Consider the following 26,827-nt stretch of genomic DNA (forward strand, 5'->3'; position numbering starts at 1 on the left):
TCGGAGGTGGGGGGGCCGGGGCTGTGCGCCCCGGCCCACCACCGTCCTGCGCGGGCGCCGCTACTCCGCGTCCTCCGCGCCGAGGCCCAGGCCCGGGAGGAGGCCCGGAAGCAGGGGCGGGAGGGTGATCTCCGACTTGAGGCTCTCCTGCGTGCCCGCCGAGGGCTGCGCCGACTGTCCCGCGGGCGGGTTGAGCAGGTCGCCCGTACCGCCGAGCAGGCCGCCGTCGGCCGGTGGCCGGGTGCTGCCCGAGGGGGACGGAGCGGGGCTGCCGCCGGACGGCGTGCCCACCGCGGGGCTGGACTGCTTGGCACCGCCGGGTGTCTCCGGATCGGCGGGGGAGCCCGAGGATCCGGCGCCGCCGCGGGTCTGCTCCGGCGCCTTGGGGAGCAGGCTCTGGAGCGGCGCCACGTCATCGTCTATGGCCTGGAAGACCGAGTCCACTTCGCCGCCGACGTCGGTGAGCTGCACGGGCAGCTTCTCGCGCAGCTTGCCCCACGTGTCGCGGTGGGAGCGGGAGAACGACGACAGGGTCTGGATCGGGCCGAGGGAGCCGTCCCGGTCGTACGCGGCCTGGAGGAGGCGGTGGCCCTCCTCCGCGTCGTGCTTGACGCCCGAGAGCGCCCGCCGGATCGCGCCCAGGGACTCGTGGTCCAGGGTGCCCGTCCGGCCCCGCTCCATCAGCCTGCGGGCCTCCGACAGGCGGTTGGAGGCCCGGTCGAGGTAGACCTCTCCGCGCTCGGCGTCGTCGTCGGCCATGCCCAGCTTGAGGTCCTCCATGCCCCGCTTCACGGGGTAGAGGTGGTCACCGGGCAGGGCGTCGGAACTGGCAGCGGCCACTCCGCTGAAGGCCCCCGCGGCCACACCCACGGTGAGGCCGCCCGCTGCGATGCCCTTGGACCAGCGGGAGCGGGGCCGCAATTTCCGGAGCGGGGTCGCCCGGTGGGCGCCGCGGCCGGTCCGCTGCTCGGGCACCAGAGGGTCCGAGGCGGCACCGCCCCCGGCCCTCTCCTCCAGCACCATGGCCTCCATGGCCGCAACGAGCTGCGCTCGCTGCACCACTTTGACCTCGGGGTCCAGCATGGGGCGCGGCATCCGTTCGCCGAGCACGCTCGCCAGGGCCAACAACCGGTCGTGGTCAGCAGGTTCGGCAGGTGCCTCGGACTGCTCGGCCGCCGAGTCCGGTTCCGAAAGGTCGGATGGGTTCCGATCCTCCAGGGCCTGGGCGAAGGCGTTCGCCCGCCGGTGCGGGGTCACGTTCGCGATCACTGGCGGCACCTCCTCTCGTCATGACGATCGACTCCCCAAGGTGTCCGGAAGGTTGCCTTGCTTGAGCACATCCACACTTTCGAGTGAGCGGCTTCAGGCAGGGCGTGTCCACAGGGAGCCTGCATTCCGCACAACGAGCGTCGCGGCAGTTGGGTTACGGACGAAGGATGATCGGACCACAGCGTCATCGAGGGGTCACCGGATGTGAGGTCGGTTGTGTTGTCTGGGCGGGCCGTCAGCGGGCGTCTTCGGGGAGGAGGCGGGCCAGGGTGCGGACCGCCCGGTACTGGAGCGTCTTGATGGCGCCCTCGTTCTTCCCCATCGCCCGGGCCGTCTCGGCGACCGAGAGGCCCTGCAGGAAGCGCAGGGTCACGCACTCCTGCTGCTGCGGATTCAGCTTCCGTACGGCTTCCAGCAGGGCCGCGTTGGAGAGGGACTCCAGGACGGAGTCCTCGGGGCTGCGCTCCACCTCGTTGGCGTCGAGCATCTCCCCGGTGGTCACCTCCAGCCTGAAGCGGCTGGACTTGAAGTGGTCCGCCACCAGGTTGCGGGCGATCGTCACGAGCCAGGCGCCGAAGTCGCGGCCCTGCCAGGTGAAGGTGGAGATGCGGCGCAGGGCGCGCAGGAAGGTCTCGCTGGTGAGGTCCTCCGCGGTCGCCTTGCCGCCGACGCGGTAGTAGATGTAGCGGTAGACCGTGTCGCTGTACTGGTCGTAGAGGCGGCCGAAGGCCTCGGCCTCTCCGGCCTGGGCGCGTTCGACCAGGTCCATCATGCGGGCCTGGTCGCTGTCCGCCAGGGGGCGGCGGGGGGCGGCCTGGGTGCTCGTGCCGGCTGCGCCGTTCGAGCCGCCGGCGGCCGAGCGGCCTCGTCTGCCCACCGTCGCCCCGCCGTCGGTCAGGGCGTAGCAGGGACCGACCGGGCCGAGGCCGGCAGGAACCGCGGCGGCGAAGGCGGGGGCGGTGTACGCGGTGGGGACGAAGCCGCGCAGGTGGTCGAGGACCGTCGCGCGCAGCTGAGCCAGGCCCGAGGCGTCAACCCCGACAGGTGGGTACACGGGACTCCCAGAGGCAGAGCTTCCATCACGTGCAGTGCGGGACCGTTCATCCGTCGTGGCGATAGATGGCCGGTGGCATGCGTCTGAGGAGAATAACGCTTCGTACAGGCGGCACTACACCCAGTTGCTCAAATCACCGGTTCCGACACTTCTGTTGCGTGTCGAGGGCATATTCGGTCGCGGTTGGTGATCGATTCTTGATCACTTGGATACGCGGAATGGACGCTTCCAAGGGGGCCCGCGACCGAGTCGGGCAGGGCGGAGTGCCGCGCCCGGGGCGCGGGTAGGGGTGAGCGAATGCCCGTGGCCGGGGCGGGAGCGGCGTCGGCGGCCGTGGGGGCGGTGCGGGGAGCTGTGTGGCCTGGGCCTGGGCCGGGAGCGGCTACTTGCGGCGCCGGTGCAGGGCGATGGCAGCGGCCGCGCCGCCCGCGATCGCGCCGACTCCGGCCGCCGCCGGGACGCCGACCTTCACGGCCTTGCGGCCGGTCCGATAGTCGCGCAGCCGCCAGTCGTTGATCCGGGCATGCTTGCGCAGTTTTGTGTCGGGATTGATCGCGTACGGATGTCCGACCAAGGACAGCATCGGGATGTCGTTGTGCGAATCGCTGTACGCGGCGCAGCGTTCGAGTTCGAGGCCCTCGGCGGCGGCCAGGGCGCGGACCGCCTCGGCCTTGGCGGGGCCGTGCAGCGGCTCGCCGACCAGGCGGCCGGTGTAGACGCCGTCGACGGACTCGGCGACGGTGCCCAGGGCGCCCGTCAGGCCCAGCCGGCGGGCGATGATCGTGGCGGTCTCCACGGGGGCGGCGGTGACCAGCCACACCTTCTGGCCGGCGTCGAGGTGGGCCTGGGCCAGGGCGCGGGTGCCCGGCCAGATCCGCTCGGCCATGTACTCGTCGTAGATCTCCTCGCCGATCGCCATCAGCTCGGAGACCTTGTGGCCCTTGACGATGGACAGGGCGCTGTCGCGGGCGTCCTGCATGTGCTCGGGGTCCTCGACCCCGGCGAGCCGGAACCAGGCCTGCTGCCAGGCGAAGCGGGCGAGTTCGCGGCGCCGGAAGAACTCGCGCTTGTAGAGGCCGCGGCCGAAGTGGAAGATCGCGGCGCCCTGCATGACGGTGTTGTCGAGGTCGAAGAAGGCGGCGGCGAGGTCGTCGCCGGCGACCGGGAAGACGGGCTCGGCGGGACCCTCGTCGGGTTCCCTCGCCGGGAGGAGTTCGACGTCGGCTTCACCGGTCGGGGCCTCGGTGGGCTCGGCGGCTTCGGTCAGCGCGGTCTTGCGGGCGGCTTCGGCCGAGGCCTCGCCTGCCAGCACGCTGCGTGCGGTGGCGGAGCGCCTGCGAGGGGGGAGCCATCCGAGAGCGGCCATGACGCGAGCATAGCCACTGTGTTCGGGACTTCCCGAACCGGCGGGAAACGGAGGCGTTAACTCTTCGCGGCGCCGCCGGGCGCGGCGGGCGGGCCCTCGGGGGCGGCCGGCGGGGCGGGCGGGCGCGGGAGAATGGGGGCATGAGCCCTTTGTTGCGCCGTAAAGAGAAGAAGAGCCCCGGCGAGCGGATGGTGACGCTCATCGGGAAGCCGGGGTGCCACCTGTGCGACGAGGCCGAGGAGGTCGTCGCGAAAGTGTGCGCCGAGACCGGTACACAGTGGGAGAAGAAGGACATCTCGCAGGACGAGGAGCTCTACCGGCTCCACTGGGAGCAGATTCCGGTGGTCCTGGTTGACGGCGAACAGCACACCTTCTGGAGGGTGAACCCCGACCGGCTCCGGCGGGCGTTGGCGGGCTGAGCCTCCTCCCGGTTACCTTCATGGGTGATTTGTGGGGTCTGGGGGCGTATCTGCGAGAGGTGTGCACCGTTTTGCCCCCTTTGGTATTTGAACGGGTTCGGCGCGCCGTCGGTTCCGGGATTGCGTGCCGATGTCGCGTGACCCCGGTCACTTTGGACGGACAAAGCGGACACAATCTTTGTGCACGCGTTCACAAAGGCATAGCCTGCTGTCGACGGGGCGGTCCTGGGACAAGAGGCCGCCTGCAGCCCCGCTCATCCCGCAGGAGCATCGTGGCAACTGGCCGAACTCACCGACCGGCGACCCGCAGCCGAGGTATTCCCGAGGCCACTGTCGCCCGGCTTCCGCTGTACTTGCGTGCCCTGACCGCGCTCTCCGAGCGATCGGTCCCCACGGTGTCCTCCGAGGAGCTCGCGGCGGCGGCCGGAGTCAACTCCGCCAAGCTGCGCAAGGACTTCTCGTACCTGGGTTCCTACGGAACCCGCGGCGTCGGCTACGACGTCGAGTACCTCGTCTACCAGATCTCCCGTGAGCTCGGCCTGACCCAGGACTGGCCGGTAGTGATCGTCGGCATCGGCAACCTCGGCGCCGCCCTGGCCAACTACGGCGGTTTCTCCGCGCGCGGATTCCGTGTGGCCGCGCTGATCGACGCCGACCCGGCGATGGCCGGCAAGCCCGTCGCCGGCATGGCCGTCCAGCACACCGATGATCTGGAGAAGATCATCGAGGAGAACGGCGTCTCCATCGGCGTCATCGCGACGCCCGCCGGCGCCGCCCAGCAGGTCAGCGAGCGGCTGATCGCGGCCGGGGTCACCTCCATCCTGAACTTCGCCCCCACCGTGCTGTCCGTGCCCGACGGCGTGGACGTGCGCAAGGTCGACCTCTCCATCGAGCTCCAGATCCTCGCCTTCCACGAGCAGCGCAAGGCCGGCGAGGAGGCCGCCGCGGCCGCCACCGAGCCCGGCTCCACCGTGGGCGGCGCAGCCCCCGCCGCGGCCGTCGTGCCGCCGGCCGGGCGCACCGCCGCCGAAGCGCGCAAGGGCGGCCCCGACGGCGACGTCCCGGCGGTGATGCCGGCATGAGCCTGCTCGTCGTCGGGCTGAGCCACCGCAGCGCACCCGTGAGCGTGCTGGAGCGCGCCTCGCTGTCGGCCGACGCCAAGACCAAGCTGCTGCACGACACCCTCGCCGCCGAGCCGGCGACGGAGGCGACGGTGCTCGCCACGTGCAACCGCATCGAGCTGTACGCGGACGTCGACAAGTTCCACGCCGGCGTCGCCGAGCTCTCCACGCTGCTCGCCCAGCACAGCGGTGTCGCGCTGGAGGAGCTCACCCCCTACCTGTACGTGCACTACGAGGACCGGGCGGTGCACCACCTGTTCTCGGTGGCGTGCGGACTGGACTCGATGGTCGTGGGCGAGGGGCAGATCCTCGGCCAGATCAAGGACGCCCTCGCGCTGGGCCAGGAGCTGCACACCGCCGGCCGGCTGATCAACGACCTGTTCCAGCAGGCGCTGCGGGTCGGCAAGCGGGCGCACTCCGAGACCGGGATCGACCGCGCCGGCCAATCGCTGGTGACCTTCGGGCTGGAGCAGCTCGCGGTGCGCACGCCGGTCGCCGAGTGGGCCCACGGCAAGCGGGCCCTGGTGATCGGCGCCGGGTCGATGTCCTCGCTGGCCGCGGCGACCCTCACACGGGTCGGCGTCCGCGAGGTCGTCGTGGCGAACCGGACCACCCAGCGGGCGGAGCGGCTCGCAGAGATTCTGGTTGCCTCAGGCACGGGTGTGCGGGCTTCGGCCATCCCCATGGCCGAGGTGGCCGATGAGCTGACACGCGTCGACGTGGTGGTGTCCTGCACCGGTGCCACCGGGCTCGTGCTGACCGCCGACGACGTGCTCGCCGCCGTGTCCTGGGGCGCCGCCGGACTCGCGCCCGTGGAACGGGAGGAAGGGGGCTCCGCCCCGGTCCCCGCGCCTCGGACGCAGGCGGGGCCGGACGTGGCGGGGCTGGACACCGACGTGCTCGCCCGGCTGGTCGCCGCGGCCGAGGCCGGCGGCCGGATGGCCGACGCCGGGGCCGCGCGGACCATCAGCGCCACCCCGGAGGCCGACGGGTGCCCCGTGGGCCCCGACGGACGCTCCGCGCTGACCGGCGTCGACGCCAACGCCCTCGAACTGCACGGCACCTGGGCCGACCAGGGCGAGGCCGCCGCACAGCGGCAGCCCCGCAGGAGCGCCCGTACGCACACCGACGCGACCGCCGTCCGGCTCGCGCTGCTCGACCTGGCCATGCCCAGGGACATCGACGCGGCCGTGCACCGGATCCCGGGCGTGCGGCTCGTGGACATCGAGTCCCTCGCGGAAGCCTCCGCCGACGCCCCCATGGCGGCCGACGTCGACGCCGTACGCGGCATCGTCGCCCAGGAGGTCGCCGCCTTCGGCGCGGCGCAGCGGGCCGCGCACATCACGCCCACCGTCGTCGCCCTGCGCGCGATGGCGGCCGAGGTCGTGGCCATGGAAGTGGCCCGCCTCGACGGGCGGCTCCCCGACCTCGACGAGCGACAGCGCGCCGAAGTCACCCAGACCGTGCGCCGCGTCGTGGACAAGCTCCTCCACGCGCCGACCGTGCGTGTCAAGCAGCTCGCGAGCGAGCCCGGCGGCGCCGGGTACGCCGACGCACTGCGCGAACTCTTCGACCTCGACCCTCAGACGGTTGCCTCCGTCAGCCGGGCGGACGCGGCCGATCCGAAGAACGACGACGACCCAGGACGGGCATCATGAACACACGTCCCGACCAGCCGCTGCGGCTCGGTACGCGGCGGAGCAAGCTGGCCATGTCCCAGTCGGGGCACGTCGCCGACGCGGTCCGGGCGATCACCGGCCGACCCGTCGAGCTCGTGGAGATCACGACCTACGGCGACGTCTCGCGCGAGCACCTCGCCCAGATCGGCGGCACCGGCGTCTTCGTCACCGCGCTGCGCGACGCGCTGTTGCGCGGCGAGGTCGACTTCGCCGTGCACTCGCTGAAGGACCTGCCGACCGCACAGCCCGACGACCTCGTCATCGCGGCCATGCCCCGGCGCGAGGACGTCCGCGACGCGCTCGTCGCCCGCGACGGCCTGACCTTCGAGCAGCTGCCCGACGGCTCCCGCATCGGTACCGGCTCGCCGCGGCGCACCGCCCAGCTCAACCACCTGGCGCGCTCGCTCGGCAAGCGGATCGAGACCGTCCCGATCCGCGGCAACGTCGACACCCGCATCGGCTTCGTCCGCGACGGCGCACTCGACGCCGTCGTCCTCGCGGCCGCCGGCCTGAACCGGATCGGCCGCGGCGACGAGGCCACCGACCTGCTGTCGGTCGACAGCATCCTCCCCGCCCCCGGCCAGGGAGCCCTGGCCGTGGAGTGCCCCGCGTCCTCCACGGACCTCATCGCCGCGCTCGGCCGGCTCGACGACCCGCACACCCGGGCCGCCGTGACCGCGGAGCGTTCTCTGCTCGCCGCCCTGGAGGCCGGCTGCAGCGCACCCGTGGGCGCGTTCGCCGACCTGCTGGCCGACGGACGGAATGTCAATGAAATGCGCCTGCGCGGCGTCGTCGGAACCCTCGACGGCTCGACGCTGGTGCAGCTGTCCACCACCGGTCCCGTGCCCCAGTCGTACGACGAGGCCATGGCGCTCGGCCGCGAACTCGCGGACGAGATGCTGGCCAAGGGTGCGGCCGGTCTGATGGGGGAGCGATCGCTTTGAACCCCTCAATTCCGACCACCTCCGCTTTTCCGGCCGTCGCCGCCCACGGGCGCGTCACCTTCCTCGGTGCCGGCCCGGGCGACCCGGGTCTGCTGACGCTGCGCGCCGTCGAGGCGCTCGCCGCCGCGGACGTACTGATCGCGGAGCCCGAGGTGCTCGAGGTCGTACGGACGCATGCGCGCGCGGGTGTCGACACGCCGCAGCTGACGGTAGCTGACGAAGTGTCAGCAGCCGCCGGGGTCCCGGTGATCCGGGACGCGGCCAATCTTGTCATGGAGGCCGCACGCTCCGGCAGGCGGGTCGTGCGTGCCGTCACGGGTGACCCCGGACTCGACGGCAACGCCGCCGACGAGATGCTCGCGTGCGCGACGGAGGGGATCCCCTTCGAGGTGGTGCCCGGCGTCGCGACCGCCGTCGGCGTGCCCGCCTACGCCGGTGTCCCGCTGCGCGACAAGCAGGGCGCGGACGTGCGGTTCGTCGACGCGAAGACCGCGTCGGCGCGCTGCTGGAGCGAGGTCGGCACCAGCGACGGCACCCTCGTCGTCTCCGCGACCCTGGAGACCGTCTCGGCCGCCGCGGCCGAGCTGGTGAGCGCCGGGCGCAAGCCCGACACCCCGCTCACCGTGACGGTCGCCGGCACGACGACGCGGCAGCGGACCTGGTGCGCGACCCTGGGCACGATCGCCCAGGTGTTCAAGCAGGGCAAGGTACTGCCCTCGCCCGAGGGCGGCCGGTCCGTCATATGCGTGGTCGGTGAGCACGGCGCCGCCGCGCGCCGCGAGGACCTGTCGTGGTTCGAGTCGAAGCCGCTGTTCGGCTGGCGCGTCCTCGTACCGCGGACGAAGGAACAGGCCGCCTCGCTCTCCGACCAGCTGCGTTCCTACGGCGCGGTGCCGCACGAGGTGCCGACCATCGCCGTGGAGCCGCCGCGCACCCCGCAGCAGATGGAGCGCGCGGTCAAGGGCCTGGTGACAGGCCGCTACGAGTGGATCGCCTTCACCTCGGTCAACGCCGTCAAGGCCGTCCGCGAGAAGTTCGAGGAGTACGGGCTCGACGCGCGCGCCTTCGCGGGCATCAAGGTCGCCGCGGTCGGCGAGCAGACCGCCGCCGCGCTGGTGGAGTTCGGCGTCAAGCCCGACCTGGTCCCGAGCGGCGAGCAGTCCGCGGCCGGACTGCTGGACGACTGGCCGCCCTACGACCCGGTCTTCGACCCGATCGACCGCGTCTTCCTGCCGCGGGCCGACATCGCCACGGAGACGCTGGTCGCCGGGCTCATCGAGCTCGGGTGGGAGGTCGACGACGTCACCGCCTACCGGACCGTGCGCGCGTCGCCGCCGCCGGCGGACACGCGCGAGGCGATCAAGGGCGGCGGTTTCGACGCCGTTCTCTTCACGTCGTCCTCGACCGTCCGCAACCTGGTCGGCATCGCGGGCAAGCCGCACAACGTGACCGTCATCGCCTGTATCGGCCCGGCGACGGCCAAGACCGCCGAGGAGCACGGCCTGCGGGTCGACGTCCTGTCCCCGGAGCCGTCGGTGTCGAAGCTGGCGGAGGCTCTCGCCGAGTACGGCGCGGCGCGCCGCGAGGCGGCCAAGGAGGCCGGCGAGACGGTCTTCCGCCCGAGCGAACGCCGCCCGGGCGCGCGGCGCCGTCGTACCACGTGAGCGGCTTAGCCGGCCGGAGAACGGCGGACGGTACGGGCGAGGGGCCCGGGTGCGGAGCGATTCCGCGCCCGGGCCCCTCGCGTTCCCGGCATCCGGGGTGCGCGACCCGGACCGGAAACCGAGGGCGCTGGAAGCTCAGGAACGAACCCAGCGGGTGAGACCCGTCCAGGCGGCCGGTGCGAGGGTCAGGGTCGGCCCGTCGGTGACCTTGGAGTCCCGGACGTGCACCTGCGCGGCGGGGCAGGCGGCGACTTCGACGCAGGCGCCGCCTTCGTCGCTGCTGTAGGAGGACTTCCGCCAGGCGATGGCGGCTTCTAGGCAGTCTCCGCCGTCGCTGCCGCTGTAGCTGGACTTGAACCACGCGAGTTGGGCGCTCATGGGTCTCCTAGCAGCCGGTCCAACAGGTCCCTCGTTTCATCAGGGTTGAGGGCCTGAGTCCGCAGCATCGCATACCTCTGGGACAAGATGCTGACCTCATCGAGGTGGGATACGACCAGGCTGCCGCGTTGACTCTCGACGTACGCGATGTGCTGGTGGTCCGACGTCTCCAGCAGGACGAAGGGGCCGTCGAGTGCGGGGTGGGTCGTGCGGTCGTGGGCCAGTACTTGGATCGTGATTCCGGGCAGCTCCGAGCAGGCGGCCATGTGTCGGAGCTGCTCCTTCAGGACTTCGCGGCCCCCGACCGGGCACCGCAGGACCGGTTCCCAGATCACGAAGCTGGCCAGCATGGGCTGCGCGCGGTGGAGGACGGACTGCCGGTCGATGCGCGCGGAGGTCTGCGCGGCGATGTCGTCGACGGTGTACAGGGGGATGCGGCTCCGGAAGACGGACTCGGCATAAGCGGGAGTCTGGAGGAGTCCCGGCACGACTTGGTTTTGGTACGAGGACAGAGCTTGGGCGCTCTGCTCCAGGCAGATCAGTGGCTCTGCCCAGGGCGGGATCACATCGATCTGTGGCATTTTGTGAGCAGCGACGGTCAGGATGCCGGGAAGCCCGAGCTCCCGGTCCATGGCCTCCGCGACATCGGGCATCAGCGGCCTTCTGCCCTGTTCGATAGAGGCGATGCTCTCCTCCTGGAGCCCGACCTGCTTGCCGAGTTCCCGCTGCGTCAGCCCTTTGGCGATACGAGCGGTGGCTACCTGCTCGCCGACCATCTTCATCGCCGTGCCGTTGGGCCGTGTCCTCTTGCGTGGTGGCATGAACCAGAACTCCCCGCCCTGGAAGGCGAACTACCCGTACCAACCCGTACTGAACATCGGGTACGGGTTCCCGTACTCCACCACGCTAGTCACGGAGGGCGACCATCGGCGGGTGAACGTGGAAATCCAACCGGCCCTGCTGCGCGAGCGGTTCTATCCCCGCAGCCGCCAGACCGTCCGCCCTGCCAGGGAATTCGCGGCGGAGACACTTCACGCGTGGGGTGTCACATGCCGCCGCGACGACGTGTTGCTCTGCGTGAGCGAGCTGGCGACCAACGCCCTGCTGCACGGCGTCCCGCCCGGCCGCGGCTACCGGCTGCGGATGCTGAGGTTCGAGGGGGTCGTGCGGGTCGAGGTGCACGACAGCGGCGGAGGCCGGCCGCGCATCGGGCGCGGGGACCCGGGCGCCGAGGGCGGGCGCGGGTTGCTGCTGGTGGCGGCGGTCGCGGACCGGTGGGGGACCCTGCCACGGGTGCCGGGCAAGGTGGTGTGGTGCGAGTTCGGCCTCGGACCGGGCGCGGCGGGCGGGCCCGCGCACGGGCTCTAGGCTTGGTGCGACTGCTGTCGAAGCTCGAAGAGGCGACTGAAGATGAGCGCGTACGGATCCTTCCCCGGTTCGCGGCCCCGCCGGCTGCGCACCACCCCGGCGATGCGGCGGATGGTCGCGGAGAACCGGCTGCACCCCTCGGACCTGATCCTCCCGGCCTTCGTGCGCGAGGGCATCAGCGAGCCCCTCGCCATCTCGGCCATGCCGGGCGTGGTCCAGCACACGCGGGACACGCTGCGCAAGGCGGCCGTGGAAGCGGTCGAGGCGGGCGTCGCGGGCATCATGCTCTTCGGCGTCCCGGCCGACGAGAACAAGGACGCGCGCGGTACGGCGGGCACCGAGCCGGACGGCATCCTCCAGGTCGCGATCCGCGACGTGAAGGCCGAGGTCGGCGACGACCTGGTGATCATGTCGGACCTTTGCCTGGACGAATACACCGACCACGGCCACTGCGGCGTCCTCGATGAGCACGGGCGCGTCGACAACGACGCGACGCTGGAGCGCTACGCCGAGATGGCGCAGGTCCAGGCCGACGCAGGCGTCCACGTCGTGGGTCCCAGCGGAATGATGGACGGCCAGGTCGGCGTCGTCCGCGACGCCCTCGACGAGACCGGCCACGAGGACGTGTCGATCCTCGCCTACACGGCGAAGTACACCTCCGCCTTCTACGGCCCCTTCCGCGAGGCCGTCGCTTCCTCCCTCCAGGGCGACCGCAAGACGTACCAGCAGGACCCGGCGAACGCCCGCGAGTCCCTGCGGGAGCTCGCCCTCGACCTGGAGGAGGGCGCCGACATGGTGATGGTCAAGCCGGCCGGCCCCTACCTCGATGTCCTCTACCGGGTCGCGCAGGCCGTGGACGTACCGGTGGCGGCGTACCAGATCAGCGGCGAGTTCGCGATGATCGAGGCGGCGGCGGAGAAGGGCTGGATCGAGCGCGACCGCGCCATCCTGGAGACCCTGCTCGGCATCAAGCGCGCGGGCGCGGACACGATCCTCACCTACTGGGCGACCGAGGTCGCGGGCTGGCTGCGCAACGCCTGATCGGGGCCTGATCCGGGCCTGATCCGGGCCTGATCCGGGCCTGATCCGTCCTACGGCCAGTCGACGAGGCCGTGGAAGACCATGAAGTCGAGGACGACGGCGGCCGGGGCGATCACGGCCAGCCACGCCCTGGCGGCGGCGTTGCGCCGCTGCCAGGGCAGCGCCCACGCGGAGAGCAGTACGACCAGGACCACCACCAGGCCGAACCCGAAGACGGGGAAGGCGAGGTTGTAGGAGGCGTCGAACCGGTCGCTCACCTCGCCCCCGCAGGAGTCGCAGGCCATCGGTGCCAGCCCGACGAAGAAGAACGCGACGGCCGCCATCGGCAGCGTCAGCAGGGTGGAGACGAGCGGCGCGACGAACGCGCGCGGATGCCGGTCGGCGCCGGCGTCCGGGGTCGGGTTCATGCCTCTAGTGAACTCCGCGACAGAAAGGCGGACATGAGTGTGCGTACTCAGGTGCGTGGCGCGGAGGTCTGTGAACCTCGTAGGGATACGTGCGCACTTGGCACGTCGATACCGAGAGGTTCTGCATGCAGGCTGAACACCTGTCCGTTGCCGACCAGGCGTCCTGGGAAGGGGCGATCCGGCACCTGTACGAGGACGCGACCACGTTCAGTGCGACCGGTCCGCGCGCGCACGAGGACTGGCGGGCAGACGTGCTCGCCGTCATGGCGCGCGCCGTCCCCGACCCGCGCGGCTGGGCGGGGCTCGACGACACCGCGAACGACCGCTCGCAGGAGCACCCGGATTTCCCGTTCTGCCGTCCGGCTTTCAGTTCCGATCCGTCCCGCCCGCTCACGCCGACCGACATCGGGGAACGGTTGCACGAGATCAATCGTGCGAGTGCCGAAAACCTCCTCCTTGCGCTCACCGACGGCGGCTGCACCCTGCGGAACCTCGAACGGTTCACCGAGAGCTTCGACGAGCTGCAGGACATGGCCCGCACCATCCTCGCCCGCTACGGGGACACGTTCGCCTGCTACACCAACGTCACGGTCGGCGCGCGCAAGGACGACACGCTGGACTTTGGGGCGTCCCACTGGGGCTATACCCCGATGACCTTCTACTGGGAGGACGCCGGCCTGGTCGTCGTCTCCGACACAGAGATCGGGGTGTTCTGGACCTTTGCCTGCTGAGCCGAGAGGAGAATCCATGCACACCCGATCCACCGATGCCGCCACCTGGGACCGCGCACTGCTGCGGCTCCTTGAGGACGTCTACACCTTCGCCAGGTGCGGGCCCCGGTTGCACGAGGACTGGGCGCAGGACGTCTGCGCCGTCATGGAGCGGTCGGTCGCCGACCCGCGGGGTTGGTCCGTCTTGGAATGGGAGATGGATGAGGAAGGACGTCGGACCTACCGTCCGTCGTACCCGTTCCGTGCCATGAGTGCCGGGGACATCCACGACGGGCTCCGGCCGATCACGGCCGCCGCCGCCGTCGAGCTACTCGCCTCCCTCGCGCAGGAGTGGTTCTTCGAGGGCAACCCTGTCCGGTTGAGGGAGGACCGGGACATGGTGCTCGCGGACGCCCGGACCGTGCTGGACCGCTTCGGCCCGGAGGCGGCGTTCTGGACTTCTTCAGACCTCGCCCGTACCTGCGACGCGCCCGACTTCCTGGCCCAGGATCTCAAAAGCGGCCGCCCCTTCACCGACTACATGATGGACCTCGGCCTGATCGCGGTGTCCGCCGACGAGGTCGGCGTCTTCTGGTCGTTCAACGCGTTGTGAGTCCGGGGCGGGGGCTTCGGGGGCGGGGTTGGACATCGCCTCAGACGTCATCTGACGCCCTTCCTCCCCCAGATCGCCCGCAGGCGCCCTCCATGAGGAGCGAATCCATGCCTCTGCGGCTTATGGCCAGCCCCAGGTGATCTGCGGACGCGTGAGGGAGAAGCGTGTAGCGATCGATGGCGGCCTCTGTCCAGCCACAGGGGCTGGCAGACGCCGTCGGGCAGGAGCGCGTAGCGATTTGCGGCGCACCGGGCTTCCCCGCCCATCACTGATGTGCCCGTCCCTGAAAACTGAGACCGGCCCGTTCCTCTGGGGGCTTCCCGGCAGTCTTTCGGATTTCCGTGGCGGGACGGGCGGTCAAGGGTGGAGCGCAGCGACATCGCGAAGCGACGCGACCGAAGGAAGCGCCCTTGAGGGACCGGCACGACACGGAGAGACGATGGGACTGACGGGAAACCCCAGAACCTCCCCGACACCGCCCGAGCGGATCCCGCCCCCTCGAAGCCGCCCCCACACCTTCGGCCTCGCCTCTGTCGGTTTCCGCAGTGCTCAGCCACCCCGCGGCTGCCGGGGCCGGGGCGGCCGGGCTCGCGTCGCGGTCCCGCTCGCGCGCGTCGGGGCGTAGGTGCACTCTGGAGGGAACAGGTGACCCTGGAGGTGATGCACCATGGCCACGCTCGTCGGGTGGCATGTGGAGCTCGAATTCACCGAGGAGGGCCACCGCACCAGTGCGGCGGCCCTGGTACGGCTCGGGGACGGCTCCGAGATCAGGGCGCGGGGCTATGCCTTGCGTCACCCCTCCGACCCGGAGCAGATGAGGGTCGGGGAAGAGATCGCGGGCGCCCGTGCGCTCATGGATCTCTCGCAGCAGCTGTTGCAGAAGGCCCACTCGGAGATCGACGAGGCGACGGGCCGTCATTCCTACCCGCTCAACCGCTGAGCGGTGGGCGGACCACCGGCCCGCTGAGGGGCTCCTGACCGAGCCGCTCAGCGGGTCCTGCTGCGGAAGAGGACGGCTGCCAGGGTCACGGCCACGGCCGTGATGCCCGCGCACCAGGTCAGGGCCGTCCAGGGGGCGCTTCCGGCGGGCTGTGCGAGGAGCAGTGCGCGCAGGGATTCGATCACCGGGGTGAGCGGCTGGTGCTCGGCGAAGCCGTGCAGCCAGCCGGGCATGGTCTGGATGGGGACGAAGGCGCTGGACGGGTAGGGCAGGAACATCATCAGGAAGGTGAAGCCGCCCGCCGCCTCCGGCGTCTTGGCGAGCAGCCCCAGTACGGCGGCCAGCCAGGAGATCGCCGTGATGTACGCCAGCAGCAGGCCGGCGGCGGCGAGGAAGGCGGCCGGTCCGGCCTGGGGCCGGAAGCCGATGGCGAGGGCGACGGCGAGGACCAGGGTGGTGGAGAGCAGGTTGCGCAGGACGGAGGCGGTGACGTGCCCGGCCAGGATGGGGATGCCGCCGACGTCGAGGCTGCGGAAGCGGTCGATGATCCCGCCCCGCATGTCGTCGGCGACGCTGACGGCGGTGGAGGCCGCGCCGAAGCCCGCGCAGAGCAGCATGGCGCCGGGGACCACGTACGTCACGTACTCGGTCCCGGTGTCGATGGCCCCGCCGAAGAAGTAGACGAAGATTAGCATCAGCATCACGGGCAGCATCAGGGCGGCGATCAGGGCGTCCGGGCTGCGGCGGCTGATGCGCAGGCTGCGGCCGGCCAGGGCGAGGGCGCTCACGGGTGCGGCGGTCATCGGTCGGCTCCCGTCAGGGTGAGGAACACGTCGTCGAGGGTGGCGGTGCGGACGGCGAAGCGGTCCACGGCGGTGCGGTCCGGGTCGAGTTCGTCGAGCAGGGCGCGCACGTGGGCGGCGCTGCCGTCGGTGGTGACGCCGAGGGTGAGGTCGTCCGGGGCGAGGTGGACGGCGCGCGGGGCGAGGGCCTCGTAGGCGGCCCGGGTGGTGAGGGTGAGGTCCAGCCGGTGGCCCGCGACGCGCCCCTTGAGCTCGGCAGGGGTTCCCTCGGCGGCGATCCGTCCGTCGGCGAGGACGGCGACGCGGTCGGCGAGCCGGTCCGCCTCCTCCAGGTACTGGGTGGTGAGCAGCACGGTCGTGCCGTCGGCGCGCAGTTCCCGTACGAGTTCCCACAGGTCCTGGCGGCTGCGCGGGTCGAGGCCGGTGGTGGGCTCGTCGAGGAAGATCACCTCGGGGCGGGAGACGAGGCTCGCGGCGAGGTCGAGGCGGCGCCGCATGCCGCCCGAGTACGTCTTGGCCGTACGCGCGGCGGCGTCGGAGAGGCCGAAGCGGGCGAGGAGTTCGTCGGCGCGGGTGCGGGCGGCGCGCGGGGTGAGCCCGCTCAGCCGGCCCATCATGCGGAGCGTTTCCGAGCCGGTCTGGAGGTCGTCGACGGCCGCGAACTGTCCGGTGATGCTGATGCGTTCGCGGACGCGGGCCTGCTGGGTGACGGTGTCGTGCCCGGCGACGCGGGCGGAGCCGGCGTCGGGCGCGGTGAGGGTGGCGAGGATCCGGACGGTGGTGGTCTTCCCGGCGCCGTTGGGGCCGAGGAGGGCGAGGACGCTGCCGCGGGGGACGGCGAGGTCGATGCCGTCGAGGACGCGGACGTCGCCGTAGGACTTGGTCAGGCCGGTGGCGTGGATGCCGGGGGCGTCGGCGCCGGTGCCCGCGCCGGTGGCGCGGGGGCCGGGGGCGCCGGAGATGCGTCCGGAAGCGTGCGTGGTCATGAGGGATGTGCTCCCTTCTCCCTCTTCTGCGTATGCCTTACGCTCTTCTGTGTAAGTAATACACAGAACTAGGATGGGGGTCAATCGAGGAGTGGGCGGACATGGCGGACGAGGACGACGAGGACGACGAGGGCGGCGGCACCGGGCTGCCGGCCAGCCTGGAAATGGCCTGGGGCCTGCGCGAACGCCCCGGGAAGGGGCCGCGCCCCACGCTCACGCTGCCGCGCATCGTGGAGACGGCCGTGGCGCTGGCCGCGGGTGAGGGGATGGACGCCGTCTCCATGGGCCGGGTGGCCAAGGAGCTGGGCGTCTCGACGATGTCCCTCTACCGGTACGTCACGGCGAAGGAGGAGCTCTACATCCTGATGTCGGACGCGGGCGTCGGCGCCCCGCCGGCGCTGCCGCCGGAGGCGGAGGGGTGGGGGTGGCGCGAGCTGCTGACCCAGTGGGCGTACGCGCAGCGGGCCGTCCTGATGGCCAACTCCTGGATCCTGCGCATCCCGATCACCGGGGCGCCGGTCAGCCCGAACCAGCTGGCCTGGATGGAACGCGGGCTGGCGGCGATGGCCGGCGCGGCCCTGACCGAGGGCGAGAAGATCTCGACGATCATCCTGATCGGCGGTCTGGTCCGCAACGAGGCGACGATGGCCGCGGACATGATGGACGCCATCGTGAAGTCCGGCGTCGCACCGGACCAGGTCATGGGCCAGTACGTGCGCACGCTGCGGCTGATGACGGGCCCGGACAGCCACCCGGCGGTGACGCGGCTGCTGGACTCGGACGCCTTCACCGGCTCGGACGAGCCGGACTTCCAGTTCAGCTTCGGCCTGGACCGGATCCTGGACGGCCTGGCGGCGCTGGTGGCGGGGCGGGAGCCGAACGGGGCCTGAGCGACGGGGCAGCGCCTCGGATCGCTACGCGGCAGGACAGACGGGATCCCCGCCCTCAGCTCTGCCCGCGCTATCGGGTAAGCCAGCCGGTCAGCGCCGCCCAGCTCGTCGGCGCCAGCGTCAGGATCGGCCCGTCCTGGACCTTCGAGTCCCGGACGTGGACCGTATCCGGGCCGGGGGCCACCTCGACGCACTGGCCGCCCCCGCTGCCGCTGTACGAGGACTTGCGCCAGCCCACGGCGACCTCAAGGCAGGCATCGCCGTCGCCGCCGCTGTGGCTGGACTTGAACCACGTCAGTTCGGTGCTCATAGCTCTCCTGGCAGGCGGTCCAACAGGCCCTGCGTCTGGACCGTGTTGAGGCCCTCGTGTACTTTTCGCCGCCGAGCGGTCTGGTGCGAGTTCCGGATCGCATGCTGACGGCGCGGAGCCTGCCCCCCCGGCAACTCCCCGGACGGTCGCGTCCGGGAGCCTTGCGCCTGCTGCCGCGGATCACGTGGCAGCAGGCGCAAGGAGCCGGAAGGCACGGCGTCCGGTCAGGCGGGCTGTTCCGGGGCGGGCGCCGTGATCACCGAGAAGGTGCCGCCCTGCGGGTCGGCGAGGACGGCCATGCGGCCCGCCACCATGTCGAAGGCCGGGGCCATGACACTGCCCCCGGCGCGCACCGCGGCGGCCTGGATCTCGTCGACGTCGTCGACGTGGAAGTACGGCATCCAGTGCGGCGGCACCCCGGCCGGCAGCTGGGCGAGGTCCATCATCCCGCCGACGGCGCGGTCGCCGACCTTGAACTCGGTGTACTCCCCGGCGCCGGGCATCTGCGACTTGGCCGTGGTGACGGGGAGGATGGCGGTGTAGAAGGCGGCCGCGGCCGGGACGTCGCCGGTGTTCAGCTCGTTCCAGACCAGGGCGCCGTGCTCGTTGACGATGCCCGCGCCGTCGAAGGTGCCGGCCTGCCACAGGCCGACGGCGGCGCCGGTCGGGTCGGTGATCACGGCCATCCGGCCGAGGTCCATGACGTCCATCGCGCCCGTCATCACCGAGCCGCCCGCGTCGGTGACGGACTTGAGGGTGGAGTCGAGGGAGTCGGTGGCCAGGTACGTGGTCCACGCGGTCGGCGGCATCGGGTCGGGCACGGTGCCGTCCGGGTTCGACGCCTTCATGATGCCGGCGACGGGCTTGCCCTTGAGGAGGCAGACGGAGTATCCGCCCTGCTCGGCCGGGCCGACCTCGCCCTGCCAGCCGAACAGGTCGCAGTAGAAGTCGAGGGCCGCCTGCTGGTCGGGGACCACCAGGTCGATCCAGCACGGGGTGCCGGGCTTGTAGGGGCCGTTCATGTCGGGCACGGATGCCTCCGCAGGTGGATGGGGGGAAGGACGCGCCGTCCCCTACCCGGGCCGCACACCCCGAACCGGCCCGTTCGGGTGAACCGGGACGGCCCCGGAGAGCGGGACGGGCCCGCGGGGAGGACTCTCCCTGCGGGCCCGTCGCATCACGCGGGTGGGAACGCGGTTCAGGCGGTGGTACGGCGACGGTGGCGGCCGGTGCCCGCGACCAGGGCCGCGCCCATGGCCAGAGCGATACCCGCCCCGCCGAGGGCCCAGCTGGTGGCCGGGTCGGTGCCGGTGGCGGCGAGTTCGCCGCCAGTGGTGTCGCCGATGGGCTTCGCCCCGCCGTTCGGGCTCGGCTGGTTGCCGTTGCCTCCGGTGCTCGGGTCGGCGGCGACGATCTTCGTCAGGCGCGCCTTGGAGCGCGACTGCGCCCACGGCGTCGGGGTGTCCGGCCCGACCTGGGAGGTGCCCCAGGAGGAGATGCGGAGGTCGCCGAGCGGCGCGTCGGCCGTCAGGCGGATGCGGACCTGGATGTCGAAGCTCTGGCCCGCTGCGACGGGGCCGCCGGCCAGGTCCACTCCGAGGAACATGCCCTCTTCCTCGGACCGGATCTCGGCCTCGTGCCAGCCGGCCGTGCCGTTCTTGTCCTTGCTCAGGACCTCGACCTTGATCTGGGAACCCTTCATGGGGACCCAGTCCGGCCGGGCCAGGACCAGGCCGACGTTGAAGCCGTCCAGGGCCTTCTTGCCGGAGTTGTCGACGCGCACGGACAGGTCGGTCCAGTCGCCGCCGGCCTTGACGGTCTCCGGTACGCCGTTCACCGCGAGCGCGGGGCCTTCGACGAACGGGTCCTCGTCCCCGTCCTCGGCGCCTTCGATCTTGGCGTCGTACCAGCTGCTGGGGCCGTACTTCCAGCCCTCGGCGCGGATGCTCACGGCGTCGGAGGCCATCTCGAAGTTGATGCGCGGAGCGTCCGCGGTGAAGCGGATGCGCACGTCGAGGTCGTAGCTCGCGCCGCGGTCGAGGGTGCCGACGGTGCCGATGAAGTAGTCGCTCATGCTGGTGGCGTCGGTCGCGTGGTCGAGCGACGTGGCGGGCCACCAGTAGCTGCTGCCGTCCGTGCGGACGATGCGGGTCTCGATCTCGTAGTGGGCGTCCTTCAGCTTGCCGCCGGCCTTGTCGACCGAGAGGCGGGGCTGGAGCCCGTTGACCCAGTCGCCACCGGAGTTGTCGACCGTCACCTTCAGCTGGGTCCAGTCGCCGCCCGGCTTGAAGCCGTTCTTCGGGATGCCCGCGACGGTGACGTCGGGGCCCATCATGATGCCGTCGGAGTCGGCCTGCTGCTTGTCCGCGGCGGGCTTGGCGTCCTTCGCGGGCTGCTCGGACGGCTTGGGCGCCGGGACCGGGGTGGTCGGCGCGGGCGTGTCGACGACGGGCGCGGGCTTCTCCGCGGCGGGCTTGTCCGCTCCGGGCGTCTCGGCGCCGGGCGTCTCGACGACGGGCGTGGTCGGCGCGCCGGCGTCAGGCGTGGCGTCGTCCTTCGGCGCCACGTCGGGAACGATCACGGCCGGCTGGTCGGCGGCCATGGCGGGCGTGGCGGTCAGGACGGTCGGTCCGGCCACGGCGACCGCGGCGACCGCGGCCATGCGCTTGATCTTCTTCACTTGTTTCCCCCACACATTTTCTTTTGAACATGATCAGATTAGTGGGGTGGGTGAGAAGGTTGACGGCTTGAACATCACGAAACGCCAACGACCCCGGCAGTCGCTGCCGGGGTCGTTGCCATTCAGTGCGTTCTGTCCTGATGTCAGAGCTTCTCGGGGGTGCGGATCCCGAGGAGGGACATGCCCTTCGAGAGGGTGCGGGCCGTCAGCTCGCACAGGAACAGGCGGTTCTCGACCTGCTCGGCCGTGTCCGCCTTGAGGACCGGGCACTCCGAGTAGAACGACGTGTACAGCGACGCCAGCTGGTACAGGTACGCCGCCAGCTTGTGCGGGGCGTGCTCCGCCGCCGCCTCCGCGATCAGCTCGCCGAAGCTGTCCAGGTGCAGACCCAGCGCGCGCTCGGTCGGGGCCAGCGCCACCTCCGGGTGGGCGGCCGGCTTGGCGTCGCCCGCCTTGCGCAGGATCGACTGGATGCGGGCGTACGCGTACTGCAGGTACACGGACGTGTCGCCGTTCAGCGAGACCATCTGGTCCAGGTCGAACTTGTAGTCCCGGGCGGCGGACGTCGACAGGTCGGCGTACTTCACCGCGCCGATGCCGACCTGGGCACCGCGCTCGGCGATCTCGGCCTCCGTCAGGTCCTGGGCCTTCTCGCGGACCACGGCCGAGGCACGGTCGATCGCCTCGTCCAGGAGGTCCACCAGCCGGACCGTCTCGCCCTCACGGGTCTTGAACGGCTTGCCGTCCTTGCCCAGGACCGTGCCGAACGCCAGCTGCACGGCCTTGACGCCGTCGTTCAGCCAGCCCGCCCGGCGCGCCGTCTCGAAGACCATCTTGAAGTGCAGCGACTGCCGCGCGTCCACCACGTAGATCAGCTCGGTCGCCCCGAGGTTGGTGACGCGGTCACGGATCGCCGACAGGTCGGTGGCCGCGTAGCCGAAGCCGCCGTCCGACTTCTGCACGATCAGCGGGGTCGGGTTGCCGTCCGGGCCCTTGACGTCCTCGAAGAACACGCACAGCGCGCCGTTGGAGCGGACCGCGACGCCCGACTCCTCCAGCAGCTTGCACGTCTCGACCAGCATGTCGTTGTAACCGGACTCGCCGACCACGTCCGCGTCCTGGATGTCCATGTCCAGCTTGTTGAAGACGGAGTAGAAGTAGATCTTCGACTCGTCCACGAACCGCTGCCACAGGGCCAGCGTCTCCGGCTCGCCCGCCTGCAGGTCCACCACCCGCGCCCGGGCCCGCGTCTTGAACTCCTCGTCGGAGTCGAAGAGGGCGCGCGAGGCCTTGTAGAGGCGGTTGAGGTTGGACATGGCCTCCTCGCCGGAGACCTCCGAGTCCGACTTGTGGTCCAGCTCGTGCGGGTGCTCCAGCAGGTACTGGATGAGCATGCCGAACTGGGTGCCCCAGTCGCCGATGTGGTGGCGCCGGACCACCTTCTCGCCCGTGAACTCCAGGATCTCCACCATCGCCGCGCCGATCACCGCGGACCGCAGGTGCCCGACGTGCATCTCCTTGGCGACGTTCGGCTGCGCGTAGTCGATCACCGTCGTGCCGGCCGACGCGTTCAGCGGGACGCCGAGCCGGTCGTCCGCGGCGCGCGCGGCCAGCGTCGAGATGATCGCCCCGTCGGCGACGGTGATGTTCAGGAAGCCCGGGCCCGAGACCTCGATCTCCTTGATCAGGTCACCGGTCGGGATGGCCTCGACCACGGTCGTGGCCAGCTCGCGCGGGTTGGCCTTCGCCTTCTTCGCGAGCGCCAGGATGCCGTTGGCCTGGAAGTCGGCCCGGTCGCTTCGTCGCAGCAGCGGGTCGGCGCCACCGGCCTCCGGCAGGGCGGAGGCGAGGGCGTCGGCGACGCGCTGGTTGACGGACGAAGCGAGCGAAGGGACCGAGGCCATGAGCTGCCGTTCCTGTGAGGTTTCGTACGGGGGGTCGTGCCGGGTCGGACCTGGGTCCTGGCGACAAGTGCCGAGTATCCCACGCGGGCGCCATCCCTTTCGCGGGATATCACTGGGCGGAAGCAACCCCGGAGTGGCTGCTTCCGTCTGGGAGAATGGCCGAAGCCAGCATTCGAGATAGAAGGACGTGTCGTGGCTCAGAGCGCGCAGAGCAGCACCGAGACCGACTGGGTCTCCCGTTTCGCGGACGATGTCATCGCCGAGGCGGAGCGCCGAGCCCCGGGCAAAGCAGTGGTCGTCGCGTCCGGTCTCTCCCCCTCCGGCCCGGTCCACCTCGGCAACCTCCGCGAGGTCATGACCCCGCACCTGGTCGCCGACGAGATCCGCCGCCGCGGCCACGAAGTCCGCCACCTCATCTCGTGGGACGACTACGACCGCTTCCGCAAGGTCCCCAAGGGCATCCCCGGCGTCACCGAGGAGTCGCACGCCCAGCACATCGGGCGCCCGCTGACCGCCGTCCCCGCCCCCGAAGGCTCCGCCCACCCGAACTGGGCCGAGCACTTCAAGGCCGCCATGGCCGAGTCGCTGGCCGAGCTCGGCGTCGAATACGACCCGATCAGCCAGACCGAGCAGTACACCACCGGCGTCTACCGCGAGCAGATCCTGCACGCGATGAAGCACCGCGGCGACATCGACGCCGTACTCGCCCAGTACCGCACCAAGGTCAAGCCGGGCGGCAAGAAGCCCCAGCAGAAGCAGGTCGACGAGGCCGAGCTGGAAGCCGCCGAGGGTTCCGGCGCCGCCGCCGAGGACGACGGCAGCGCCGGCGAGGGCGGCTACTTCCCGTACAAGCCGTACTGCGGCCAGTGCGGCAAGGACTTCACCAAGGTCACCTCGTACGACGACGAGACCACCGAGATGACCTACGTCTGCACCGAGGACGAGTTCACCGAGACCGTCAAGCTCAGTGAGTTCAACCGCGGCAAGCTCGTCTGGAAGGTCGACTGGCCCATGCGCTGGGCCTTCGAGGGCGTGATCTTCGAGCCCTCCGGCGTCGACCACTCCTCGCCCGGCTCCTCCTTCCAGGTCGGCGGCCAGATCGTCCACATCTTCGGCGGCGAGCAGCCCATCGGCCCCATGTACGCCTTCGTCGGCATCAGCGGCATGGCCAAGATGTCCTCCAGCAAGGGCGGGGTCTTCACCCCCGGCGACGCCCTCAAGATCATGGAGCCGCAGCTGCTGCGCTGGCTGTACGCCCGACGCAGGCCCAACCAGTCCTTCAAGATCGCCTTCGACCAGGAGATCCAGCGGCTCTACGACGAGTGGGACAAGCTGGAGGCCAAGGTGGCGGACGGCTCCGTGCTGCCCGCCGACGCCGCCGCGCACAGCCGCGCCGTCCGCGTCGCCTCCCACGAGCTGCCCCGCACCCCCCGCCCCCTCCCGTACCGCACCCTCGCCTCGGTCGTCGACATCACCGCGGGCCACGACGAGCAGACCCTGCGCATCCTGGCCGACCTCGACCCCTCGCAGCCGCTCACCTCCCTCGACGAGGTACGGCCGCGCCTGGACCGCGCCGAGAACTGGATCACCACCCAGGTCCCGGCCGACCAGCGCACCCTCGTACGCGAGGACGCCGACACCGAGCTCCTGTCCTCCCTGGACGACGAGGGCCGCGAGTCCCTGCGCCTCCTCCTGGAAGGCCTCGACTCCCACTGGTCGCTCGACGGACTCACCACCCTCGTCTACGGCGTCCCCAAGGTCATGGCCGGGCTGGAGCCCGACGCCAAGCCCACCCCCGAGCTCAAGGTCGCCCAGCGCACCTTCTTCGCACTGCTCTACCGGCTCCTCGTCACCCGCGAGACCGGACCGCGACTGCCCACGCTGCTCCTCGCCGTCGGCGCGGACCGCGTGCGCAAGCTGCTCGCCGTCTGACACCCCGCCGCCGCAGGCGGACATGCGAAAAGGGCCCGCACCCCTCGGGGTGCGGGCCCTTTTCGCATACCGGCACCAGCCCCGGCCTGGCCGCTACGCCGGCTCGGCCTCACGGTCCTTGTGGTGCTGCTGCCGGAACGACGAGATCATCCGCCGCAGGAGCGAACCACTGCGCGGGTGCGTCACGCCATAACGGTCCGCCAGCATGATGTCGAGGGCCTCAGCGGTCGGATAGTCCTGCGTCTCCTCGGCCAGCGCACAGAACACCTTGTACGCGATCTGCGCGAACTCGACCTCGTCCGGAGAATCCACCTCCGGCACCTGCTCCGGGAACTGCCCGTCCGGAGCCGCCTCGTGACGCGGCTCCGGAATCGGGAGCTGCTGCGCCTGCGGCTCCTCCGGGCCCATCGGGGGCAGCACCGGGGTCGGCTCCAGACCCTCCACGTACTGCGGGTTGTAGCCCCCCTCGTACGCGGCCTGCGGCGCCTTCGGGGCAGCGAACCAGGCACTGTTGTGGGCCGCCGGCATCGCCGTCGGATCCACCGCGAACGCCGGCGGGACATGGGCGACCGCCCCGGGCGCCGCCTGCTGGGCAGCGGGCTGCTGGGCCTGGTCGGGCTGCTGCGCCCCGGCCTGGGCCTGCGCCTGGCCCTGGAGCGGGTCCGGGGCGCCGGCCGCCGACATCTCCAGCGCCGGGGCCGAAGCAGCGATCTGCTGCTCCAGCGGCGGCAGCACCGCCGGATCGATCCCCGTCGCCGCCAGCGCGTCCGGCGCCGTCTGCGAGAGCGGGACACCGATCCGCGCCAGCTTCAGCGGCATCAACGCCTCCACCGGCGCCTTCTGCCGCCAGAAACGCCCGTACCGCGCCTGCAGCCGCGCCTGGTAGATCAGCCGGTCCTGCTCCATGCCGATCGCCTGCTCGTACGAACGCAGCTCCCACAGCTTCATCCGCCGCCACAGCTTGAACGTCGGCAGCGGCGACAGCAGCCACCGCGTGATACGCACACCCTCCATGTGCCGGTCCGCGGTGATGTCCGCGATCCGGCCCACCGCGTGCCGGGCGGCCTCCACCGTCACCACGAACAGGATCGGGATCACGGCATGCATGCCCACACCGAGCGGATCCGGCCACGACGCCGCACCGTTGAACGCGATCGTCGCCGCCGTCAGCAGCCACGCCGTCTGACGCAGCAGCGGGAACGGGATCCGCATCCAGGTCAGCAGCAGGTCCAGCGCCAGAAGCACGCAGATACCGGCATCGATGCCGATCGGGAACACCAGGGAGAAACTGCCGAAGCCCTTCTTCTCCGCGAGCTCGCGCACCGCGGCGTACGACCCCGCGAAGCCGATGCCCGCGATGACGACGGCTCCGGCGACCACGACACCGATGAGTATTCGGTGCGTACGAGTCAGCTGCATCGCGGCCACCCGCGATCCCCTCCCCTTGTCGAGCACAAACCGAGCGCTTACCGCGCCTTTACGGAGCCGCGGCAGGCACAGCGTACGGGTGACTGGAAGTCAGCGCTCCAGGAGGCCCCGACCCCGACCCGCCACCGCTCCTACTGGGGCTGGGGAGACTCCGGCTGCGGCTGCTCCGCCGGCTTGTTGGCCGTCGCGATCGAGGCCACGGCCTCCTTCGCCGCCGTCAGCGCGTCCTGCAGCAGCTTCGCCTGGTCCGGAGCGCCGGCACCCTCGTACGCCGCACCGTTGTAGTCGAGGGTGACCACCACGTTCTGGGAGCGCGCCACGATCGTCGTGTTGAAGAAGTCGACGTCCTTCTTCACCGAATAGACGACCGACGTGCCCTGGTCACCCAGGCCCTCGGCCGGCTCGGCCTTCACGTTCTGCGCACCCTCGGAGGCCTTCGCCGCCTCGACCTGCTTGCCGTACTGCTCCTCGGCCCGCTTGTTGGCGCTGCCGAGCGAGGCGTGCGAGTCCGTGCGGAAGAAGGAGAGCGAGAGCCAGCGGTACTGCGAGCCCTTCAGACCGTCCTCGTCCAGACCGTTCCAGGAGCAGCTGGCGCGGGTGGCCAGGTCGTTCGACTTGGTCGCCGTACCGTTCTTGTCCTTCGCCTCCGGCACGAGCGTGTCTATCGTCGCCGTCTGGATCGCCTTGCAGGGATCCGGGAGCGCGGCGAACGCCGCCTTCTCCAGCTCCGGCTTCTTCGACTTCTCGCCGGGCTTCGAAGAAGCGGACGAACCGGACTTCTTGTCGTCCTTCGCGGCCGATTCCTTGCCCGAGTCGGAGGAACACCCGGCCACGGTGAGGATCACCGGGACGGCTGCGCAGGCGAGAACGCGGGTGAGGCGCGAGGCTGATCGGTGCATGGTTCCTTCAGTGCTCTGGGGG

General features: G+C 71.2%; 26 protein-coding genes. 12 read left to right on the plus strand and 14 right to left on the minus strand.

Going from position 1 to position 26,827, the window contains the following annotated elements; all coding sequences use genetic code 11:
* Positions 1-60 precede the first annotated feature (60 nt).
* The 3 genes from ACFWFZ_RS06165 to ACFWFZ_RS06175 form a co-directional block, all read right to left on the minus strand.
* On the minus strand, positions 61-1,269 hold the full coding sequence (locus tag ACFWFZ_RS06165; RefSeq protein WP_387117374.1) for a DUF5667 domain-containing protein: 1,209 nt from the start codon (positions 1,267-1,269) through the stop codon (positions 61-63).
* A 235-nt stretch (positions 1,270-1,504) separates the two neighbouring features.
* Complete coding sequence (locus ACFWFZ_RS06170) at positions 1,505-2,323, minus strand: ECF subfamily RNA polymerase sigma factor, BldN family (RefSeq protein WP_387117377.1); 819 nt, start codon at positions 2,321-2,323, stop codon at positions 1,505-1,507.
* Positions 2,324-2,705: 382 nt separating this feature from the next.
* Positions 2,706-3,689: an HAD family hydrolase gene (locus tag ACFWFZ_RS06175; RefSeq protein ID WP_387117380.1), complete on the minus strand. Its 984-nt coding sequence runs from the start codon at positions 3,687-3,689 to the stop codon at positions 2,706-2,708.
* 140 nt (positions 3,690-3,829) lie between these two features.
* Between ACFWFZ_RS06175 and ACFWFZ_RS06180 the strand changes: the two genes are divergently transcribed.
* From ACFWFZ_RS06180 to ACFWFZ_RS06200, 5 genes are all read left to right on the plus strand, one after another.
* Entirely contained in the window at positions 3,830-4,108 is a 279-nt protein-coding gene (locus ACFWFZ_RS06180; protein ID WP_387117383.1) for a glutaredoxin family protein, read from the plus strand.
* A 272-nt stretch (positions 4,109-4,380) separates the two neighbouring features.
* Positions 4,381-5,190 carry a redox-sensing transcriptional repressor Rex gene (locus ACFWFZ_RS06185; protein WP_387117385.1) on the plus strand — a complete coding sequence of 270 codons (810 nt, stop codon included), beginning with the start codon at positions 4,381-4,383 and terminating at the stop codon, positions 5,188-5,190.
* Complete coding sequence (locus tag ACFWFZ_RS06190) at positions 5,187-6,887, plus strand: glutamyl-tRNA reductase (RefSeq protein WP_387117388.1); 1,701 nt, start codon at positions 5,187-5,189, stop codon at positions 6,885-6,887. The genes ACFWFZ_RS06185 and ACFWFZ_RS06190 overlap by 4 nt, the downstream gene beginning before the upstream one ends.
* Entirely contained in the window at positions 6,884-7,852 is a 969-nt protein-coding gene (gene hemC / locus ACFWFZ_RS06195) for a hydroxymethylbilane synthase (protein ID WP_387117391.1), read from the plus strand. Before ACFWFZ_RS06190 ends, hemC begins: the two co-directional genes overlap by 4 nt.
* On the plus strand, positions 7,849-9,516 hold the full coding sequence (locus tag ACFWFZ_RS06200; RefSeq protein ID WP_387117393.1) for a uroporphyrinogen-III synthase: 1,668 nt from the start codon (positions 7,849-7,851) through the stop codon (positions 9,514-9,516). The genes hemC and ACFWFZ_RS06200 overlap by 4 nt, the downstream gene beginning before the upstream one ends.
* Positions 9,517-9,651: 135 nt before the next feature.
* Here the strand turns inward: ACFWFZ_RS06200 and ACFWFZ_RS06205 are convergent, their stop codons facing one another.
* Positions 9,652-9,894, minus strand: a complete 243-nt coding sequence (locus ACFWFZ_RS06205; RefSeq protein WP_387117396.1) for a DUF397 domain-containing protein — start codon at positions 9,892-9,894, stop codon at positions 9,652-9,654.
* Positions 9,891-10,715: a Scr1 family TA system antitoxin-like transcriptional regulator gene (locus ACFWFZ_RS06210; RefSeq protein WP_387117399.1), complete on the minus strand. Its 825-nt coding sequence runs from the start codon at positions 10,713-10,715 to the stop codon at positions 9,891-9,893. The genes ACFWFZ_RS06205 and ACFWFZ_RS06210 overlap by 4 nt, the downstream gene beginning before the upstream one ends.
* Between ACFWFZ_RS06210 and ACFWFZ_RS06215 the strand changes: the two genes are divergently transcribed.
* Both ACFWFZ_RS06215 and hemB read left to right on the plus strand, forming a co-directional pair.
* A complete protein-coding gene (locus ACFWFZ_RS06215) occupies positions 10,714-11,262 on the plus strand; it encodes an ATP-binding protein (protein WP_387117402.1) in 549 nt (182 codons plus the stop codon). The genes ACFWFZ_RS06210 and ACFWFZ_RS06215 overlap by 2 nt on opposite strands.
* A 42-nt stretch (positions 11,263-11,304) precedes the next feature.
* On the plus strand, positions 11,305-12,303 hold the full coding sequence (gene hemB / locus ACFWFZ_RS06220) for a porphobilinogen synthase (protein WP_387117405.1): 999 nt from the start codon (positions 11,305-11,307) through the stop codon (positions 12,301-12,303).
* A gap of 50 nt (positions 12,304-12,353) precedes the next feature.
* On the opposite strand, the gene ACFWFZ_RS06225 is transcribed toward hemB, so the two are convergent.
* Complete coding sequence (locus tag ACFWFZ_RS06225; protein ID WP_387117408.1) at positions 12,354-12,710, minus strand: hypothetical protein; 357 nt, start codon at positions 12,708-12,710, stop codon at positions 12,354-12,356.
* A gap of 125 nt (positions 12,711-12,835) precedes the next feature.
* On the opposite strand from ACFWFZ_RS06225, the gene ACFWFZ_RS06230 reads away from it, so the two are divergent.
* The 3 genes from ACFWFZ_RS06230 to ACFWFZ_RS06240 all read left to right on the plus strand — a co-directional run bounded on the left by ACFWFZ_RS06230 (position 12,836) and on the right by ACFWFZ_RS06240 (position 14,973).
* Positions 12,836-13,441 (plus strand): hypothetical protein, encoded by a 606-nt coding sequence (locus ACFWFZ_RS06230; RefSeq protein ID WP_387117411.1) that lies wholly within the window; start codon positions 12,836-12,838, stop codon positions 13,439-13,441.
* A 16-nt stretch (positions 13,442-13,457) separates the two neighbouring features.
* Positions 13,458-14,033 (plus strand): hypothetical protein, encoded by a 576-nt coding sequence (locus ACFWFZ_RS06235; protein ID WP_387117414.1) that lies wholly within the window; start codon positions 13,458-13,460, stop codon positions 14,031-14,033.
* Positions 14,034-14,700: 667 nt separating this feature from the next.
* Entirely contained in the window at positions 14,701-14,973 is a 273-nt protein-coding gene (locus ACFWFZ_RS06240) for a DUF1876 domain-containing protein (protein WP_030851867.1), read from the plus strand.
* Between the two features lie 47 nt (positions 14,974-15,020).
* On the opposite strand, the gene ACFWFZ_RS06245 is transcribed toward ACFWFZ_RS06240, so the two are convergent.
* Both ACFWFZ_RS06245 and ACFWFZ_RS06250 read right to left on the minus strand, forming a co-directional pair.
* Positions 15,021-15,776: an ABC transporter permease gene (locus ACFWFZ_RS06245; RefSeq protein ID WP_387117417.1), complete on the minus strand. Its 756-nt coding sequence runs from the start codon at positions 15,774-15,776 to the stop codon at positions 15,021-15,023.
* Entirely contained in the window at positions 15,773-16,762 is a 990-nt protein-coding gene (locus ACFWFZ_RS06250; protein ID WP_387117421.1) for an ATP-binding cassette domain-containing protein, read from the minus strand. Before ACFWFZ_RS06250 ends, ACFWFZ_RS06245 begins: the two co-directional genes overlap by 4 nt.
* A gap of 101 nt (positions 16,763-16,863) precedes the next feature.
* Here ACFWFZ_RS06250 and ACFWFZ_RS06255 point away from each other — a divergent pair, with 101 nt between their 5' ends.
* A complete protein-coding gene (locus tag ACFWFZ_RS06255) occupies positions 16,864-17,652 on the plus strand; it encodes a TetR/AcrR family transcriptional regulator (RefSeq protein ID WP_387117424.1) in 789 nt (262 codons plus the stop codon).
* A 70-nt stretch (positions 17,653-17,722) separates the two neighbouring features.
* Here ACFWFZ_RS06255 and ACFWFZ_RS06260 read toward each other — a convergent pair whose 3' ends face one another.
* The 4 genes from ACFWFZ_RS06260 to argS form a co-directional block, all read right to left on the minus strand.
* Positions 17,723-17,962: a DUF397 domain-containing protein gene (locus ACFWFZ_RS06260; protein ID WP_387117427.1), complete on the minus strand. Its 240-nt coding sequence runs from the start codon at positions 17,960-17,962 to the stop codon at positions 17,723-17,725.
* A gap of 224 nt (positions 17,963-18,186) precedes the next feature.
* Entirely contained in the window at positions 18,187-18,984 is a 798-nt protein-coding gene (locus tag ACFWFZ_RS06265) for a VOC family protein (RefSeq protein WP_387118360.1), read from the minus strand.
* A gap of 176 nt (positions 18,985-19,160) precedes the next feature.
* Positions 19,161-20,642, minus strand: coding sequence for a hypothetical protein (locus ACFWFZ_RS06270; RefSeq protein ID WP_387117430.1), 1,482 nt, complete (start codon positions 20,640-20,642; stop codon positions 19,161-19,163).
* A 143-nt stretch (positions 20,643-20,785) separates the two neighbouring features.
* Entirely contained in the window at positions 20,786-22,546 is a 1,761-nt protein-coding gene (gene argS, locus ACFWFZ_RS06275; protein ID WP_387117433.1) for an arginine--tRNA ligase, read from the minus strand.
* Between the two features lie 192 nt (positions 22,547-22,738).
* On the opposite strand from argS, the gene lysS reads away from it, so the two are divergent.
* The gene (gene lysS / locus ACFWFZ_RS06280; protein WP_387117436.1) at positions 22,739-24,478 is read left to right on the plus strand and encodes a lysine--tRNA ligase; all 1,740 of its coding nucleotides are present in this window, start codon (positions 22,739-22,741) and stop codon (positions 24,476-24,478) included.
* Between the two features lie 93 nt (positions 24,479-24,571).
* On the opposite strand, the gene ACFWFZ_RS06285 is transcribed toward lysS, so the two are convergent.
* On the minus strand, positions 24,572-25,906 hold the full coding sequence (locus ACFWFZ_RS06285; protein ID WP_387117438.1) for a DUF2637 domain-containing protein: 1,335 nt from the start codon (positions 25,904-25,906) through the stop codon (positions 24,572-24,574).
* A gap of 131 nt (positions 25,907-26,037) precedes the next feature.
* The gene (locus tag ACFWFZ_RS06290; RefSeq protein WP_387117441.1) at positions 26,038-26,805 is read right to left on the minus strand and encodes a DUF3558 family protein; all 768 of its coding nucleotides are present in this window, start codon (positions 26,803-26,805) and stop codon (positions 26,038-26,040) included.
* Between the last annotated feature and the right edge of the window lie 22 nt (positions 26,806-26,827).

It is taken from the genome of Streptomyces sp. NPDC060232 (assembly GCF_042726555.1).
Taxonomy (GTDB): domain Bacteria; phylum Actinomycetota; class Actinomycetes; order Streptomycetales; family Streptomycetaceae; genus Streptomyces.